This is a genomic window from Granulicella sp. dw_53 (genome assembly GCF_018449545.1).
GTDB lineage: Bacteria > Acidobacteriota > Terriglobia > Terriglobales > Acidobacteriaceae > Edaphobacter.
In genome coordinates this window covers 285519-302818 of sequence record NZ_JAAVUR010000005.1, presented here as the reverse complement: position 1 = coordinate 302818, position 17300 = coordinate 285519, and the positions used below count along the sequence as shown (strand labels likewise).

Genomic DNA, 17300 nt, shown 5'->3' with positions numbered 1-17300 from the left:
CTGCATTCCAGATGCAACCGCAACGAAGTTATGCGTCGATGACGAACTGGCCGTCCCGCATGATCTGTTCTTCCCCAGCTGCATTGCCAAGCCAGATATTGAACTCCAGCCCCACAACATCGATGTGAGTAGAAGACTTCCAGGGCGCTCCCGTATGAGCTCCATAGGGATCTCCAAAAGCAATGTGGATGCCCGGAAACTTCTCGTCCTGAAGAATATTTCCGATGACATGATCAACGCCGATGTTAGTCCCAATGGCGAACTCCCCAACCCGGTCCGAGTTCTCGTCGGTATGGGTATAGGCCCAGAAGTCGCGCTCAAGATCCTTGTTCTTGGAAGAGATCTTCGTGATTCGATTGCCTTCGATATGGATCGTAAGCGGCGTCTCACGAAGGATCCCGTAGCGTGCGCACAGGAAGTCGCCAACAACTCCATCCACAACGAACACGCCGTTCACTTCAAGCGGCGAGGTAAAGCACTCCCCACCCGGCAAATTTCCCCACTTTTCAGGGCTGATAATGCCCGACGTCTTGAACCACCGATAGTCGGGAGAGAGCTCCGCATGAATATCCGTGCCAGCAGGCGTAGTAGCGCGAACATACGTGGCCTGACGGACGCGATCGAGCACAGCCTGACTCAGACTGTCGACGGCAAGAAAGTCAGCCCGCATCCCCTGGGTCATAATCTCGGCGGTAATGTTGACCATATGGGCATGGCGCATGCGCCGGCGATTGACGACATCGGTCATCTCCATCCTGCTGCGAAGCTCATTGGGCTGAACCTCCACCGCAAAGATGCTGACGCCCGAGGACTCCATATCCGCCAAAACCTCCACAGGCATTCCAGCAAGCGGCCGCGGAGCAATATTTTCAAGAACGAAAGCGTTCCAGGTACAGCCAATGCGGTCGAGCTCAGAGGCCAGCGAAGCCGCGATCGCCAAACACTTCTGGTCGGTGATAAGGGTAACCTTCTCGTGCGGCTGAATACGCAGACAAGTAGTCACAGCATTGCGCGCACCGGGAATGAAATCAGTGGGGAAAGGGGTGTTGCGAAGGGCCTCGGACTGGGATTCACCTGCCTGGAGTGCTTCCTGATCGACGATGGATGTCATGGTTCGGTTACTCCAATATGCTTCTAGAGTAAACGTTTGGTGCAGTTGTCGATAGGAAGAAACGTGACCTCAGAGAGGCCCGTTGGTGTCATAAGCCTGCGGCAAAAGTCGTAGCTGCCGGGTTGTCATAGAGGACGTTAGACTTATCTGGAGGTGTTCATGCGCAAGCTTCTCGCTTCAGCATTGCTTTTGTGGGTACCGGCACTCTTTGCGCAGAACCCGCCGCCACAGGAGCCGCAGACCCCCACCCTCACCTCGCGCACAACGCTGGTGCTGGTGCCCGCGCTCGTTACGACGAAGGCGGGCGAGCCCGTCTTCACATTGCAGGCAAAGGACTTTGTCGTCACAGACGACGGCGTGGAACAGAAGATCTCCCTCGAAGAGGACACCGGCGGAGAGCCGCTGGCCCTGGTCGTAGTCATCGAGACCGGCGGATCCGCGGTACCTCAGATGGACAAATACCGCGGGCTGGGCCCATTGATCGAAGCCGTAGTAGGTGGAGTGCCCCACAAGGTAGCCGTAGTCGAATTCGACAGCGAAGCCGGAGTCTCGCAAAACTTCACCCAGGATCTGGACAAGGTCAGCTCCACCATCGAGAGAATGGCCGAAGGAGACGCCGGCGGCGCAATCTTCGACGGCCTGGGCCTCGCCGTCGAGATACTCGCCAAACAACCCCCGCAGTACCGCCGCGCGATCCTGCTCATCAGCGAGACCATCGACCACGGCAGCCACCTGAAGGCCGACGAAGCCCTGCGAACCATCAGCGACACCAACACCGCCATCTACAGCCTCGGCTTCTCCAGCACGCGCTCCCAGATGAAGCATGAGACAGGCGAGATGCTGGGCAGCAGCGAGCCTGGGCCCCCGGGCGGATGCATGGCCGACGATCCCAACGCAGATCCAGCGGCGAAGAGGAACAAAGCAACGCAAGCCTATGACTGCCTGAGCCTGCTCGCACCCCCGTTGCGTCTGGCGAAGATGGCAGCGATCGCCGCAAGAAACGGATTCCGCCAGAACGTCCCCGAGACCGTAGCGCGAGTAAGCGGAGGCGAGTACTTCAAATTCAGCGATCTCAAAGGCCTCGAGCGCGATCTAACCAGAATCTCCAACCACATGTCGAACCGCTACGTACTGAGCTTTCATCCGCAAGCACCGCACGCCGGTCTGCACGCCATCGGAGTAACCCTAAGCGAATACAAGGGCGTAACCGTAACAGCGCGCAACGGCTATTGGGTCGATGAAGAGGCAGCCACAGCGCCAAAGCCCTAAGCCTGGCTAGAGTCCAGCTTTAGTCTCAGAGGCCATATAGTCGACCACGGCCTTCAGGTCGTTCGTCTCGCGAAAGACCTTCAACTGACGATCAGCGCCCGAACCCTGTTCAAGCATGGTGTGGATATAGGCGATCTCCTTCTGACTCCCCAGCTCCTCCACCGTGTCCTTAACAAAGTCCAGATACTCAAGGATGAGGTCGCGAGCCGGAACTTCCTGCTGCTTTCCAAAGTCGATCATCTTGCCATCCAGGCCGTAGCGAACCGCGCGAAACTTATTCTCCATCAGCAGAGCCCGCGAGTACTGTCGAAAGTCCTGGTTGCAGGAGTGGAGATGCCACAGCTTGCACGCCGTCGCCTGGATCAGCGCGGCGATCGCGATCGTCTCCTGCGCGGTCAGCGGAATATCGCAGATCCGAACCTCCACCGTATTGAAGAAGGGATGCGGCCGAACGTCCCACCAGATCTTCTTTGCATTGTCGATGCAGTTGGTTTTGATCAGCAGCGCGACGTAGTTCTCAAACTCCGAGTAGCTGCTGAAGCTATCCGGAAGATTCGTCCGCGGAAAGTTCTCAAAGACCTTCGCGCGATAGCTCTTGTAACCCGTCTCCATGCCAAGCCAGAACGGTGAGTTAGTCGAAAGCGCCAGAATATGAGGAAGAAAATACCGCAGCGAGTTCATGATGCGAATCGCCGCTTCGCGGTCTTCAATCCCGACATGGACATGCAACCCAAAGATCAGGTTAGCCCGCGCCACAAGCTGAAGATCTTCGACCACCTGCGCATACCGGGGATCGGGATAAATCTCCTGCACACGCCAGTCTGCAAAAGGATGCGTAGCTCCCGCGACCAGGACGAGATGATGCTCCTCTGCAAGCCGCACCATGTTGCGGCGCAGATCGAAGAGATCCTCCTTTGCCTCCTGGATGTTCTGGCAGATGCGTGTGCCTACCTCGATGACCGACTGGTGCATCTCCGCCTTCACCCGCTCTTCCAGGCGAAGCTTGCCCTTGGCCAGCATCTCCGTCGCAATATGCGAGCGAAGATCGCGGGTCTCCGGATCGATCGTCTGGTACTCCTCTTCGATGCCTAGTGTAAAGGACGGACGCATTGTGCCCTCAGTCGAGATGAACAACCTAACACGGATCAATGCGAATGAAATGAATAAAACGAGGCCGGAGGTTTCGTACTACTTTTTCTTTGCAGCCTTCTTGACCGCAGACGCAGGCGCGGCGACCTCATTCCCTACACCAAGAAAAGCAGCCCAACGAAGCTCAGGCGTCTTCGGACTCTGAGCCTTCTCAACAGCCAACTTGGCCACTGCATCCACGATCCATTTGAAGTTAGCCTCACCAACAGAATGAAGATCCGCATCCGGGGCGGGATTCATAAAGTCGATGGCATAAGGAATCCCATCCTCCACAGCGAACTCCACCGTGTTCAGGTCATAGCCCAGAGCCCGGCACAGCGTCAGTGCATCCTTCTCGACCCGTTTGAGCAGCTTCTTATCGTAGGGCGGAGCATCGAGGACATAGCGGCTCTCATGAGGACGGCGCGGATCGTACGGCATGATGTGGACCTGCGTCTGGCCAATTACGTAACACCGAAAGTACTCTTTGAAGTTGACCGCCGCTTGAAGCGTCATGCAAAGATCGCGAGTCTGGTCGTAAGCCACAAAAAACTCTTCACGGTTGTGGACATGGAAGACATCGCGCCATCCCCCTCCGTCATGGGGCTTGAGGAAGGCCGGAAACTGGATGTAGTCGAAGATAGCGTCCCAATCCAAAGGAAACTCCAGGTTGCGAAGCGACTTTGTATTGATCTGCGGCGGATACTCTTTATGCGGAAGCAAGACAGTCCGCGGCACCGCAACCCCCAGCTTGGACGCCAGGGCATAGTTGAAAAACTTATCGTCAGCCGACCACCAGAATGGATTATTAATCACCTGCGTACCGGTAAGAACAGCGTTCTTAAGATAAGCACGGTAGAACGGCATATCGTGCGAGATGCGATCGACGATCACCGCATAGCCCGAGGGCTCCGCCATGGTGACTCCACCCAAGTGTACGAACTCCGCGCAAATATCGTTGAGTTCTAGCGAGTTGATCTTGTCTACCAGGGCGCTTGGAAAGGTGTTCTCCATGCCGAACAGGACGCCGATCTTTTTCAAGTAGTACCTCCGTGTGAGGACTGCCACGCTGCCACGTATCTTCGTCGAATCTTCTAGAGGTAGGTCTGCACCATGCGCTGCCACCATGGCCAATCGTGGCCCGTATGATCGCCCCAGACATCCAGCCGGCAAGGAATGGATTTGGCCCGCAGAACATCGGCCATCCGCTCGTTCTCTCCCTTGCACTGGTCTTCCACGCCCGTAGCGAGAATGTAGGTGCTTCGGCCATAGCGATCCAGGAACCAGGGATCGGTAGTGTTCGGAATGTAATGCATCGGAAGGTTGTAGTAGCAGTCGTCGTCGTAGTATCCGTCGAGGAAGTTCACCGGATTAAATGCACCTCCCAAAGAGAGAACCGACTGGAAGATATCCGGGTGCCGCAGCGCGATATTGAGGGCATGGTAGCCGCCAAAGCTACACCCCATAGCGGCGACATTGGGAGTACGGTTGCCGCTGCGAACCAGGGGCAGAACCTCCTGCATCACGTAGTGCTCATACTGCACATGGCGCGCAATACGCCAGCGCGGCGGAACATCGCGGTTGTACCAGCTCTCCGAATCCACCGAGTCGACACAGATCAACTGCAGATGCCCGCGCTCGATCTTCTCGTGGATCGCTCCGACCATGCCTCGGTCCTCGAACTCGAAGAAGCGACCACAGGAAGTAGGAAAGACAAGGACCGGCATACCGGCATGCCCGAAGGTGAGGAGTTCCATCTCGCGTTCGAGTGAAGGGGAGAACCACTTTTGATATTCGCGTCTCATAGGCGGAGCCTCTGCTAACCTGATGCCATGTTAGAGCAGTTTCCTACTTGCCGTAGCCAAAGCAGTACCCTGCGGGAGAGTTCCTTCCGAATAGGAACCAGCTGCGGCGACGAAGGATTTCCCTCCTTGGTCTCTTCCCTCTTCGATGAGGGACGCTGAGTCCATGCAGAATTCGACAAGTGTCCCCGCCGGCTCCGGAGAATTGCGTCTCCTCCGCAAGAAGGCAGCCTCCCCGGATCTCCTGGCCAATCCGCGATATAAGGTCTACGAGCTTCACTCCCTTATCCTCCCCGGTGCGCGGGACATCATGGTCTATCTGCCTCCCCAATACTTTGACAATCAAGATCATCGCTATCCCGTCCTCTATCTCCACGACGGCCAGAACCTCTTCGATGGCCTAACCTCCTATCTGCCCGGCAGAACCTGGCAAGCACAGACGACGGCGGATAAGTTGGCATCGGCAGGAGAGATCGAGCCCGTCATCCTGGTCGGCGTAGCCAACACAGGGCTCCGAAGGATGGCCGAATATACGCCGACCCGCGACTTCAAGATGGGAGGCGGTGAAGGCCGGAGCTACGGACGCCTGTTGATAGAGGAGCTAAAGCCTTTCATCGACGAGACCTTCAGAACCCGCCCCGAAGCCACATCGACTGGACTAGGCGGATCTTCGCTTGGAGGTCTGATCTCGCTCTACCTGGGGTTGGAAAATCCTGGCGTCTTCGGCAAGCTTGCGGTCCTGTCGCCCTCCCTCTGGTGGGACCATCGCAGCATCCTTGAGATCGTGAATCAGGCAAACCCAAAACCCACCCTGCAGATATGGATGGACATAGGCATGGCCGAAGGAGCACGCCATGTGCGCGACGCAGATCTGCTCTACAAGCAGCTTCTCAAGCAGGGATGGCAGGCAGGCGCCGATCTCATGTACATGAAAGCCGCAGGCGCTGTGCACGATGAAGACGCCTGGGCAAAACGCCTGGGAGACGTGCTGCGCTTCCTCTTCCCATCGCGCACACCCAAAGGGACAACAAGATAGCTCGTTGCCGGGAAATGGAGTTAAATTCGCTGGGAATGATTGCGGAAAACCGTAATATCCGCGATACTTAGATGTTGGGTGATTCTGCTCTGCGGCCCCCACCCGGGTACGGACTGAAAATCGACTGTCGGTGATTCTCTCTTTTGCCCAATTAAAATGTTTTGAAAGGCATTCCCAGTGTTGATGATTCGTTTGGCGCGCGTTGGCGCGCGTAAGCAGCCCCACTATCGTATCGTTGTGATCGAAAAGGACCGCGCCCGCAACGGACGTTCGGTCGAAGTCGTCGGCACCTACAATCCCCGCACCAACCCAGCCACCGTCGATCTCAAGCGGGATCGTATCGACTATTGGACCGGTAATGGAGCCCAGCTCTCAGATCGCGTCGGCAAACTGCTTGCTGCGTCACCGGTAACTGAAACGGTTACTGCGGCCGCTTAGAAGTAACCAGATTCGAATCTTTAGGGACCCCCTTCCGAATCCAAACGATGAGATTTAAGCATGATTTTGGTCCTGTCGCCTCAAGTCGATCTTGCAAAATCACGCTTTTATATACAGTTCCTACAACTTCAGTACACAATCGATAATAAACTTTGGGAACCGAAACGCGGTTCCCAAAGTTTATTATCTTGTTGATTCTATTACATGTAAATCCCCTCTTCCTCCTGTAAACTTTAGCCATACATAAAAGTTTCGCTGCACTCTTGCTTTATTTTTGCTCGTGCCCTGGAAAGTGTTTTGGTTAGACGCTTTCATAAACCTTTGTTGCGTTCTGCCTGATACACGGACATCTCGCATCAGATGGAGATAACGGGTTAAATAAAGGGAGTGCTGCACCGGGACCGAGGAGGATGGTAATGACGGATACCGATACGCTGGCAGCAACCGATGTGCTTTCACAGAACATGGTTGAACTGGTAAAGGGAATTGCCTGCGCACTGGTCGACAGCCCAGATAAGGTGCTGGTTGAGGCTCTAAAAGATGGAGAGGGCACGCTGCTTCGGCTGCGCGTCGCTCCGACCGACGTGGGGAAAGTTATTGGCAAGCAAGGACGGACAGCACGCTCGATGCGTACGATCCTCAGCGCCGCCAGCATGAAAATGAAACATCGTTTCGCTCTGGACATCATCGAAGACGAGACAAAGAGCCTGGCCTCCTGAGCTTCGTTCCAGGATGCAATTCCCTCTTTGATCTTGGCATTCGTTGCAGCAATCGCTGATTTTTTAGGCGGTTGCTGGCCGAGAGCAGTATCCGGTGTCATGCTCTATTCATGGAAGATGACTCGAATTGGATTGTTCTGGCACAACTCCTGCGCCCGCAAGGGCGCAAAGGAGAATTGTTGGCAGAATTGCATACCGATTTCCCCGAACGGTTTACAGATCGTTGCCGGGTATACCTGGCAGTAGAAGACTTCAATGGAGACACCTCGGAGGCACGCGCCGCCGAGGTGGAATCGCATTGGCTCCCCGTCGGCAAGAATCAAGGACGCGTAGTCCTAAAGCTCGCCGGCATCGACTCCATCTCCGACGCTGAAAAGCTCGCCGGTCTGGAAGTCATCGTGCCGCACGAAGAGCGCCTCCCTCTCGACGAGGAAGCCAACTACATCAGCGACCTGGTAGGCTGCACCGTCTATGACGGCCCAGAGCCCGTAGGGATCATCGAAGACGTCCAGTTCGCGACCACCCCGGACGGCCTCCGCCGCCTCGAAGAGACAGCCCCCATGCTGGTCCTCCGCTCCTCCGGTCCCAACGGCGACGAGCTCCTGGTTCCCTTCGCAAAAGACTTCCTGGTACGAGTCGACGCCGAAGCAAGACGTGTCGATATGATCCTCCCGGTAGGCCTGCTCGACGTAAACCGCTAATCCCTCTTTCACGCACACCGTTCTTCTAGAGTCCTACATGCGCTTCGATATTCTTACGATCTTTCCCGGCTTCTTCCAGGGTCCCCTGGACTACGGCATCCTCAAGCGCGCTCAGACCACCGGACAGGTCGAGGTCCACACCCACGACCTCCGTGGATTCACCCACGACCGCCATCGCACCGTAGACGACCGTCCCTTCGGCGGCGGCGAGGGCATGGTGCTGAAGGCAGAGCCCATCTGGGACGCATTTGAGTCCCTAGGAATGACAGCAAAGCCTCAACGCGACCCAACCCGCGAGACAGTCATCCTCCTCTCAGCACAAGGCCGACCCTTCACCCAGGCGCTGGCGCACGATCTGGCCCAAAAAGATCGCGTAGTAATCCTCTGCGGACGCTACGAAGGCATCGACGAGCGCATCAACGACCTCCTCTGCGACCAGGAGATCTCCATCGGCGACTACGTCCTCTCCGGCGGCGAGCTGGCAGCCGCGGTAGTAATCGACGCCGTAGTACGCCTACTCCCCGGAGCCCTCGGAAACCCGGACTCAGCCCGCTTCGAGAGCTTCGGCGCGGATGAAGTAGCAGACACCCCCGGAACAGCCGACGGCCCGCCCCGCTCCACTCACGGCTCCGGAGGCCTTCTGGACTACCCGCACTACACCCGCCCCGCCGAATTCCGTGGCATTCCCATCCCCGAAGCCCTCATGAGCGGCAATCACGACGTAATCCGTCGCTGGAGACGCCGCATGTCCCTCGAAAAAACCCTCCGCAACCGCCCTGATCTACTCGAAAAAGCGGCTCTTACCAAAGAAGATGAGAAGATCCTCCGCCAGCTCCGCGACGAACGGAACCCGGATTCCCCCATCAAGGACAAAGCGTAATCCGAGCCAGTAGATGCAGCATTTACGCGCCTCAGAAGCCAATTTTCGTGTACACTAAGGATTCGAGTTCAGATTAGGAAAGTAGTCATGTCAATTCATCCAATCATGCAGAAGCTGGCCGCCAAGTTAGAGCGGACCGATCTACCGCAGTTCGCCCCTGGCGACACTGTCCGCGTTCAAGTAAAGATCAAAGAAGGCGAGAAAGAACGTCTTCAGGCCTTTGAAGGAATGGTTATCGCCTGCCGCAAGGGCGCGCAGGGCACCTTTACCGTGCGCAAGATGAGCTTCGGTCAGGGTGTCGAGCGTATCTTCCCCTTCAACTCCAAGGTCGTCGACAAGGTTGAAAAAGTTCGTTCCTACGAAGTTCGCCGCTCGAAGCTCTTCTACCTCCGTGGTCTGCGTGGTAAGGCTGCTCGTCTGCGCGAAGTCGAGCGCGCCAAGTAACCCTCCAGCTTCCTCTAAGATTTTGCTCTCACAAAAAGCCACGGCCCTCGGGTCGTGGCTTTGTCTTTAACCTCGAACCTTCCACTCAGCAACAGAGCCGCAGCCGATATAGACTGAGACGGAAGGGCATGGCACTTACTTCCCCAACTCCCAGGACGAAGACTCTAGGCAAAGCAGCCGCGAAGCAGCGGATGTTGAAGCAGCTCGTCTGCAGCGATGCACCCGAGCAGGCCCTGCGCCACCTCGGCTTTCAGAGCATCGCCGGAGTCGACGAAGTAGGCCGTGGAGCGCTCTTCGGCCCCGTCGTAGCGGCTGCCGTCGTCCTCCCCGAGCGGATGGCCTCTCTCGCCAAAGCTGGCCTGAAAGACTCCAAGCAGATGACCCGCGAAGACCGCGAGAAGCTCGACAAGCGCATTCGCAAGATGGCCCTCTGCGTCTCCGTCGCAGAGATCGACGCCGAGACCATCGACCGCGTCAACATCTATCAGGCGACACGCCTCGCAATGCTGGCCGCGGTACAAGGCCTCTCCGTGCAGCCCGACCACCTCCTCATCGACGCGATGCGAATCGACCACATGTGCGCGCAGACCCGTCTCTTCTACGGCGACGCGTTAAGCCTCTCCATCGCCGCAGCCTCGGTCGTAGCCAAGGTGCACCGCGACGGCCTCATGCGCGAGTTGGATCTCGTGCACCCGGTCTATGGTCTGGCCTCTCACAAAGGATACGGAACCCCGCAACACCGGCGTGCGTTGCAGGAGCACGGACCCTGCGCGCTGCATCGCCGCAGCTTTGCTCCCGTCTGGGCCGTGGATCCCGATGCTCTCCTGGAAGAGCAGTTGACGGGCGACTTGATGTTTGAAGAAGACGATCTGGAGGATGCAATCCTTTGAGCTTGAAGATGATGTGTGTAGGGGCCCATCCCGATGATGAGTGCTTTGCGTTTGGTGGAGCCCTCGCAACCGCCGCCGATCGAGGAATCGAGACTTACGTCCTTTGCCTCACCGACGGACAGGCCGCCACCTACCGTGGCGAGGCCGCCTCAGGGGAAGCCCTGGGCAAGATACGGCGAGACGAGTTCGCCGCCTCCTGCAAGGTCCTGGGCGTAACCCACCACGAGTTGATGGACTACCAGGATGGCCGGCTCGAGTTCGTCGACTTCTCCAAAGCCGCAGGCCGGCTCGTAGAGCGCATGCGCCGCTTCAAGCCGGACGTCGTGATCACCTTCGGCGGCGACGGTGGCCTCAACACCCACAACGACCACATGATCGTCTCGGCCCTCACCACCTCGGCCTTCCACTGGGCCGGCCGCGCCAAACGGTACCCCGATCTCGCGACACCCTTTCAACCCCGGCGGCTCTTCTACGCGACCGCAAACTTCTTCATCCCCGACCGCCCCGTGCCTCTGCCTTCGCCTTGGACGGTGAAGCTCGATATCCGCAGCGTCCAGCAGCGCAAGGCCGAGGCCTTCCGGAACCATCCTTCTCAAGGACCCGTCATGGAGACGACCAGGCTGCTATTCGAGCAGTACGGCTCCGAAGAGCTCTATACCTTGATCGCCACCGAGGGAATGCACGCCGCCAAATTGTCGGACGATTTGTTCGAGGGGCTCAAAGAGTCGTGACCTCATCCCTTCCCTTGCGCGGCTGGGCGTTCGACAATAGGCCAGCACCAGAGGGAGCCAACCATGAGCGATGAATTCCCTGCTGAGGATCTCTCCGACCCCATCGCCTTGTTTCGAGTCTGGCTCTCTGAGGCGGAGAAGACAGAGTTGAACGATCCGAACGCAGCCGCCTTAGCCACAGCAACAGTCGGAGCCGCGCCATCGGTGCGCATGGTCTTGCTCAAGCAATTGGACGAACGCGGCTTCGGATTCTTCACCAACGCCGAAAGCCAAAAAGGGACGCAGCTAGCCGAGAACCCGCAGGCCGCCATGTGCTTTCACTGGAAGTCGCTGCGCCGCCAGGTAAGAGTCGACGGCACCGTAACCGAGCTGCCCGGCACCGAGGCCGATGCATACTTCCACAGCCGCTCGCGTCGCAGCCAACTGGGAGCCGCCGCCTCGCAGCAAAGCCACGCATTGCAGAGCCGCCAGCTTCTGGAAGAGCGTGTACGCGAGCTAGAAGCCCTCTATCCCGGAGAGATTCCGCGGCCAGACTTCTGGCGAGGCTACGTCTTATCCCCTTCGAGAATCGAGTTCTGGCAAGAAGGCCCCGACCGCCTGCACGATCGAATGTTATTCCTCCGCGATAGCGCTGGCTGGACCGCGGAGAGGCTGTTCCCGTAAGCATCGCCGTCAACCGCGATCAGATACGCGCAGCCTCCCGAAGCTGAACAATCTCCTCATCCGTAAAGACCCGCGAGCGAATAAGAAAGCGAACCCCCTCCGGACCTTCCAGCGAGAACATGCCGCCCCGGCCCGGAACCACATCGAGGATCAGTTGGGTGTGCTTCCAATACTCGAACTGCGGGCGGCTGATATAGAACGGCGTATCACCCAGCGTGCCCATAAGGACATCCTCTTCGCCGGTCAGAAACTCCCCTCGCGGATAGCACATCGGCGAACTCCCGTCGCAGCAACCGCCCGACTGATGAAACATCAGGTCGCCATGCTTGTCATGAAGCGTGGCGATAAGGGCGATAGCTGCGTCGGTGGCAAGAACCTGGTCCGGGAGGCGCGGCATGCTCTTTAGAAGAACCCTACCGCGTTGGGGCTATAGCTGATCAACTGGTTCTTCGTCTGCTGGTAGTGGTCCAGCATCATCTTGTGATTCTCCCGCCCAATGCCGGACTGCTTATACCCTCCAAACGCCGAGTGCGCAGGATACAGGTGATAGCAGTTCGTCCACACCCGCCCCGCCTGGATACCACGGCCAAAGCGGTAGGTGCGATTGGTATCGCGAGTCCACAAACCAGCCCCCAATCCATAGAGGCTGTCGTTCGCAATCGCAAGCGCCTCCTCTTCATTCTTGAACTTCGTAACAGACACGACAGGCCCGAAGATCTCCTCCTGAAACACCCGCATCTTGTTATGACCTTCAAAGATCGTCGGCTCGATGTAGAAGCCCTTGGCGAACTCCGGACCGATCTCCGAGCGATGCCCGCCGATGAGCACCTTCGCACCCTCCTGCACCCCAATATCGAAGTACGAAAGGATCTTCTCCAACTGCTCGGAAGAGGCCTGCGCTCCGATCATAGTGTCTTTGTCCAGAGGATTGCCGCGCTTGATGGCCTTCACCCGCCCCAGTGCGCGCTCCATGAATCGATCGTAGATCGACTCCTGGATCAGTGCGCGTGAGGGGCAGGTGCAGACCTCGCCTTGGTTGAAGGCGAACATCGTAAAACCTTCTAGACACTTGTCGAAGAACGCGTCGTCTTCTCGCATCACGTCCTCGAAGAAGATGTTCGGGGACTTCCCGCCGAGTTCCAGAGTCACCGGGATAATGTTCTGCGACGCATACTGCATGATGAGACGGCCAGTCGTCGTCTCGCCTGTGAACGCCACCTTGTTGACCCGGGGACTCGAGGCCAACGGCTTCCCTGCCTCCACGCCCAGCCCGTTGACGACATTAAGGACACCCGGAGGCAGCAGGTCCCCAATCAACTCCATCAGCACCAGGATCGAGAGAGGCGTCTGCTCCGCGGGCTTGAGAACCACGGCATTGCCCGCAGCAAGTGCAGGCGCGAGCTTCCACGTAGCCATCAGAAGCGGAAAGTTCCACGGGATGATCAGCCCGATCACGCCCAAAGGCTCGTGATAGTGGTAAGAGACAGTATCGTCATCCAACTGCGATATCCCGCCCTCCTGCGCCCGTATACAGCCCGCGAAGTAACGGAAGTGGTCGATGCACAGCGGCAGATCCGCGTTGATCGTCTCGCGGATAGGCTTGCCGTTGTCCCACGTCTCGACCGTAGCCAGCATCTCCAGGTTGTCCTCCATGCGCTGGGCGATCTGCTCGAGAACGCGTGCGCGATGCGCGGGTGATGTCTTGCCCCAGGCAGTCTTGGCGCCGTGGGCGGCATCCAGGGCGCGATTGATGTCGACGGCATTGGAACGTGGAATCTTGCACAGCACCTCACCCGTAATGGGTGTGACGTTCTCGAAGTAGAGCCCCGAGGCGGGCTCCAGCCACTGCCCTCCGATGAAGTTGCCATAGCGTGGACGGAACGTGACGGGAAAGCCATAGGAGCCCGGAGTAACTTTAGGTGTCGCGGAGACAGAAGATGTCATGGTAGACATGGGCGATGCTCCTTCGGATTGAAACTTTATACAATCGCGCGAGAAGAGCTTCCCGCTCGCGGGGAACACGATACGCCCGGCAAGCCTCCGTTGGGTATGTCTTCCACACCAATTTCTATTTTGGGAAAGAAACTAGCTCAACCAAGCTCAACTCGGCACCAGCTTCGTTCCAACCGCGAAGGCTCCGCCTAACTCACCGCCCACAAGCCCTTACAGAAAACTTCGCCTCAATCCCCCACAAAAACCCATGTCAAGCCCTAAAACAAGCTAACCAACCGCCGACAAGGACTTACAAGTGGCACTTTAGTTTTGTGCCATCTTCTAAAATAGAAACAGGATCGAAAAAAGAAGCCCGGCGAAACTCGCCGGGCTTCAGTATTTTAATCTGTGCCGGGGAGCAGACCGAGTTCAAACAGCTCTAACTCAAGCTGGCTGACGTATTTGGACACAAGCCGTTTAGAATCTGTCACATGGAAGAGATTGCTGCCCGTAAGCGTAAGCAAATACGCCACTTACGCCCAAATACCCCCCGGGGGGGTACCCCTCGGAGAGGGGCATAGAGTACGGGACGGGACAGGATGGGCCACAGAGCGCAGAGAGGAATAATCCTCCTCGATCCGGTGTCCAAACCAAATGGGACCGAACGAGAACTGAGATAGGAACGTAGGAAATGGCAGGCTCAAAAGTTGGCAAACGGGCAGTAGTGATCGGTGCCGGTATCGGCGGATTGGCAGCAGCCCAGGCACTCACGGTCTCCTTCGACGAGGTGGTGGTTCTGGAGCAGGATAGCCTCCCAGCCGTTCCAATACCCCGAACCGGCGTCCCCCAGGGAAGACATCCCCACGGACTCCTCGCCGGAGGGTTGAAAGCGCTCGAAGATCTCCTTCCCGGCTTCGGCCGCGACCTCGCCCAGGCGGGAGCCGTAAAGCTCAACCCAGGCTACGACGTCCTCTTTGAGCGTCTCGGCCAGGGACAATCTCCCAGGCAGCGCTTCGAATGGCACTCTTACGCAATGTCGAGGCCCCTGCTGGAGCTAACGCTGCGCAGAAGAGTCGAGCAGCACCGAAAGATCACCATCCGCGGAGGCTGCCGCGTCATGGAGATCCTGGGCGCATCCGGCAGCGGCATCGTCATAGGAGTCTCATACCAGACCCGCGATAGAGCTCCGGAGAGCACCCGAACTCCGACGACACTCTTGGCGGATCTAGTCGTCGACGCCTCCGCCCACGGAACGCTCACCTTGGCCTTCCTCAAGGCCACAGGCAGAGCGCTTCCCAAAGAGACTGTGATCGGAATGGAGACGCACTACTCCAGCGCTGTCTTCAGCGCTCCCGTCGCCGCCGGTGAGTTCAAGATCATGCTCACCTACCCGAAACCACCGGTGCAGCTTCGCTACGGCTACCTCTACGCCGCGGAGAATAACCGCTGGCAGGTCCTGCTGATCGGAAGAGGCAACGACGTCCCTCCATTCGACGGCGATGGCTTCCTGAAATACGCGCAGCAGATCGAGCCATCCTCAATCTACGACGCCATCAAGAACGCAACGCGCGTAGGCGAGATCACACAGTTCGGCTTCCGCGAGAGCGTCTGGCGGCACTTCGGACGACTCCGCGACCTCCCACGCGGTCTGCTCCCGATCGGAGACGCAATCTGCCGCCTCAATCCTGTCTACGGTCAGGGAATGACCGTCGCCCTGCAAGAGGCGAATATGCTGCAGCAACTGCTTCAACTGCAATCCTCAGAGAAGGACCCGCTCGCCAAGCTAGGACAGACCTTCCTGGCCAACGCCGAACTCCTCATCGAAGACGCCTGGGAGACATCCGCCCTCCCCGACCTCGCCTACCCCGAGACACGCGGAGAACGCCCTCTCGACCTGGAAGAAAAACTCAGGTTTCGCGGCGCCGTCAGCCGCATCGCAGCCCGCGACGCAGCCTTCCACGAGCTGTTCTCCGCGATTCGCCACCTCCTCAAGCCCCTCAAGGCACTGGAGGAACCCGAGATCCTACGCAGAGTGCAAGAGGAGATGGCAGCGGTATGATCTGGAAATAGCCTTCCAGAACGACGGCTGACAGACCGACCTTCCACGCCATCGATCAGACGATCGCGCCAAAGAAAGTGAGCAACTTCGATGAATCCTCTCGTAACTCCCTCGTGGCTGGCCAGCAGCCTCAAGGACTCCAACACCGTAGTCCTCGACGCCACGCTGCCCCCAGTCGGAGTAACTCCGCCCGTAGACACACGCGCTCGATACCTCGCGAAGCACATTCCCGGAGCTGTCTTCTTCGATATCGAAGCGCTCTCCGACCACGCAACGCCGCTGCCTCACATGCTTCCCGCACCCGAGACCTTCTCGCGCGACATGGCAGCGCTCGGCATCGGCGATGCGATGACCATCGTGATCTACGAGCAGGAAGGCATCTTCTCCGCGCCTCGCGCCTGGTGGATGCTTCGCACCTTCGGAGCCCGGAAAGTCTACATCCTCGACGGCGGATTGAAGGCCTGGATAGAAGCCGATCTCCCCACGGAATCTGGCGAGGTCCATCGCGCCGAGGCCAGCTTCGAGGCCAAGCTGAACCAGAATGCAGTGAAGGACTTCACCCAGATCCAGCAGGAGATCGCCGAACACACCCAGATCCTCGACGCCCGCTCCGCAGGCCGCTTCGCCGGAACCGCTCCAGAGCCTCGCCCCGGACTCAGCTCCGGCCACATGCCCGGAGCGACCAGCCTCCCCTTCACCGAACTGGTCGAAGACGGACGTCTGAAACCCGCCGAAGAGCTCCACAGAGTCTTCGTCACCAAAGGCGTGGACATGACGAAACCAATCACCACATCCTGCGGCTCTGGCGTAACAGCCGCTGTCATCGCACTCGGCCTGGAGATCACCGGAGCAGAACACGTCAGCCTGTACGACGGATCGTGGGCCGAATACGCCCAACATCCGGAGGCAGTGATCGAGAAGAATACCTAACTTCGATTGCTCCCTACAGGAAAGCCTGCAATCTGCCAGGATCTATTGGGCACGAGATAAGTCGCTAACCGATGCTTGAACCAGCAGAAGGTTCCACCTCAAGACCGAAGCGCGACAACTCGCGCTTCTGCAGGCTGTAGTCGATGAAGAAGCCGATCCCGATGGCCAGCGGGACAAGTCCGGTAGCAGCTCCGGCTAGAACGTCGCGCTCCTGGACCACGACGCTGACGGTGACCAGGAAGAGGATGATGCCGACGCCGGAGGAGACGAGAATAATCCCGGCGCGGCGAGCATTGGCCAGGCTGCGAAGCGGATCTCTGAGGCCGGCGGGACGATCCTCTTCTTCTTTGGTCCCGATGAGGCGCTCGATGTCGGCGATAGACATGCCGCGCGCAATCATCGCCATACGTTGTTCCGCCTTGACTCTACGGAATTGGACTCGGCCGACGACTACCGCCACGATGGCCACGATGGCGACCGTGAAGGCGCCGAGCGGTACGATGAAGGGCGTAGTAAAGACTCCCATGGTGCTTCCTCCTGATTTCAGTTTCTGCCCGCGTTAGACCT

Annotated in this window: 19 protein-coding genes; 12 read left to right on the top strand and 7 right to left on the bottom strand. The window is 58.1% G+C overall.

Translation table 11 applies throughout. The annotated features are described in order from the left end of the window. Positions 1 to 28: 28 nt before the first annotated feature. Positions 29 to 1111: an aminopeptidase gene (locus tag HB393_RS10260; protein WP_213805067.1), complete on the bottom strand. Its 1083-nt coding sequence runs from the start codon at positions 1109 to 1111 to the stop codon at positions 29 to 31. A 159-nt stretch (positions 1112 to 1270) separates the two neighbouring features. Between HB393_RS10260 and HB393_RS10255 the strand changes: the two genes are divergently transcribed. Next, on the top strand, positions 1271 to 2380 hold the full coding sequence (locus tag HB393_RS10255; protein ID WP_213805066.1) for a VWA domain-containing protein: 1110 nt from the start codon (positions 1271 to 1273) through the stop codon (positions 2378 to 2380). A gap of 6 nt (positions 2381 to 2386) precedes the next feature. Here the strand turns inward: HB393_RS10255 and HB393_RS10250 are convergent, their stop codons facing one another. The 3 genes from HB393_RS10250 to HB393_RS10240 form a co-directional block, all read right to left on the bottom strand. Beyond that, positions 2387 to 3490, bottom strand: coding sequence for a carboxylate-amine ligase (locus HB393_RS10250; protein ID WP_213805065.1), 1104 nt, complete (start codon positions 3488 to 3490; stop codon positions 2387 to 2389). A 78-nt stretch (positions 3491 to 3568) separates the two neighbouring features. Next, positions 3569 to 4549 (bottom strand): hypothetical protein, encoded by a 981-nt coding sequence (locus tag HB393_RS10245; protein ID WP_213805064.1) that lies wholly within the window; start codon positions 4547 to 4549, stop codon positions 3569 to 3571. Positions 4550 to 4602: 53 nt separating this feature from the next. Then, complete coding sequence (locus HB393_RS10240; RefSeq protein WP_213805063.1) at positions 4603 to 5313, bottom strand: alpha/beta hydrolase-fold protein; 711 nt, start codon at positions 5311 to 5313, stop codon at positions 4603 to 4605. Positions 5314 to 5476: 163 nt separating this feature from the next. On the opposite strand from HB393_RS10240, the gene HB393_RS10235 reads away from it, so the two are divergent. From HB393_RS10235 to pdxH, 9 genes are all read left to right on the top strand, one after another. After that, entirely contained in the window at positions 5477 to 6346 is an 870-nt protein-coding gene (locus tag HB393_RS10235) for an alpha/beta hydrolase-fold protein (RefSeq protein WP_255550963.1), read from the top strand. Between the two features lie 183 nt (positions 6347 to 6529). Continuing rightward, complete coding sequence (rpsP, locus tag HB393_RS10230; RefSeq protein WP_213805061.1) at positions 6530 to 6784, top strand: 30S ribosomal protein S16; 255 nt, start codon at positions 6530 to 6532, stop codon at positions 6782 to 6784. Between the two features lie 416 nt (positions 6785 to 7200). Then, entirely contained in the window at positions 7201 to 7503 is a 303-nt protein-coding gene (locus HB393_RS10225; protein ID WP_213805060.1) for a KH domain-containing protein, read from the top strand. A 110-nt stretch (positions 7504 to 7613) separates the two neighbouring features. After that, the gene (gene rimM / locus HB393_RS10220) at positions 7614 to 8204 is read left to right on the top strand and encodes a ribosome maturation factor RimM (RefSeq protein ID WP_213805059.1); all 591 of its coding nucleotides are present in this window, start codon (positions 7614 to 7616) and stop codon (positions 8202 to 8204) included. Between the two features lie 37 nt (positions 8205 to 8241). After that, positions 8242 to 9084: a tRNA (guanosine(37)-N1)-methyltransferase TrmD gene (gene trmD / locus HB393_RS10215; RefSeq protein WP_213805058.1), complete on the top strand. Its 843-nt coding sequence runs from the start codon at positions 8242 to 8244 to the stop codon at positions 9082 to 9084. An 87-nt stretch (positions 9085 to 9171) separates the two neighbouring features. After that, on the top strand, positions 9172 to 9528 hold the full coding sequence (gene rplS, locus HB393_RS10210) for a 50S ribosomal protein L19 (protein ID WP_218623934.1): 357 nt from the start codon (positions 9172 to 9174) through the stop codon (positions 9526 to 9528). Between the two features lie 128 nt (positions 9529 to 9656). After that, positions 9657 to 10418 (top strand): ribonuclease HII, encoded by a 762-nt coding sequence (locus HB393_RS10205; RefSeq protein ID WP_213805057.1) that lies wholly within the window; start codon positions 9657 to 9659, stop codon positions 10416 to 10418. Further along, on the top strand, positions 10415 to 11149 hold the full coding sequence (locus HB393_RS10200; protein ID WP_213805056.1) for a PIG-L family deacetylase: 735 nt from the start codon (positions 10415 to 10417) through the stop codon (positions 11147 to 11149). Before HB393_RS10205 ends, HB393_RS10200 begins: the two co-directional genes overlap by 4 nt. 63 nt (positions 11150 to 11212) lie before the next feature. Then, positions 11213 to 11812: a pyridoxamine 5'-phosphate oxidase gene (pdxH, locus tag HB393_RS10195; RefSeq protein WP_213805055.1), complete on the top strand. Its 600-nt coding sequence runs from the start codon at positions 11213 to 11215 to the stop codon at positions 11810 to 11812. Positions 11813 to 11831: 19 nt separating this feature from the next. Here pdxH and HB393_RS10190 read toward each other — a convergent pair whose 3' ends face one another. After that, the gene (locus tag HB393_RS10190) at positions 11832 to 12209 is read right to left on the bottom strand and encodes a DUF779 domain-containing protein (protein WP_213805054.1); all 378 of its coding nucleotides are present in this window, start codon (positions 12207 to 12209) and stop codon (positions 11832 to 11834) included. A 5-nt stretch (positions 12210 to 12214) separates the two neighbouring features. Continuing rightward, entirely contained in the window at positions 12215 to 13756 is a 1542-nt protein-coding gene (gene adh / locus HB393_RS10185) for an aldehyde dehydrogenase (protein ID WP_213805136.1), read from the bottom strand. 679 nt (positions 13757 to 14435) lie between these two features. Here adh and HB393_RS10180 point away from each other — a divergent pair. Then, the gene (locus tag HB393_RS10180) at positions 14436 to 15803 is read left to right on the top strand and encodes a hypothetical protein (protein WP_213805053.1); all 1368 of its coding nucleotides are present in this window, start codon (positions 14436 to 14438) and stop codon (positions 15801 to 15803) included. A 90-nt stretch (positions 15804 to 15893) separates the two neighbouring features. Next, the gene (sseA, locus tag HB393_RS10175; protein ID WP_213805052.1) at positions 15894 to 16733 is read left to right on the top strand and encodes a 3-mercaptopyruvate sulfurtransferase; all 840 of its coding nucleotides are present in this window, start codon (positions 15894 to 15896) and stop codon (positions 16731 to 16733) included. Positions 16734 to 16797: 64 nt separating this feature from the next. Here the strand turns inward: sseA and HB393_RS10170 are convergent, their stop codons facing one another. Continuing rightward, positions 16798 to 17259, bottom strand: a complete 462-nt coding sequence (locus HB393_RS10170; protein ID WP_213805051.1) for a DUF6249 domain-containing protein — start codon at positions 17257 to 17259, stop codon at positions 16798 to 16800. Positions 17260 to 17300 lie beyond the last annotated feature (41 nt).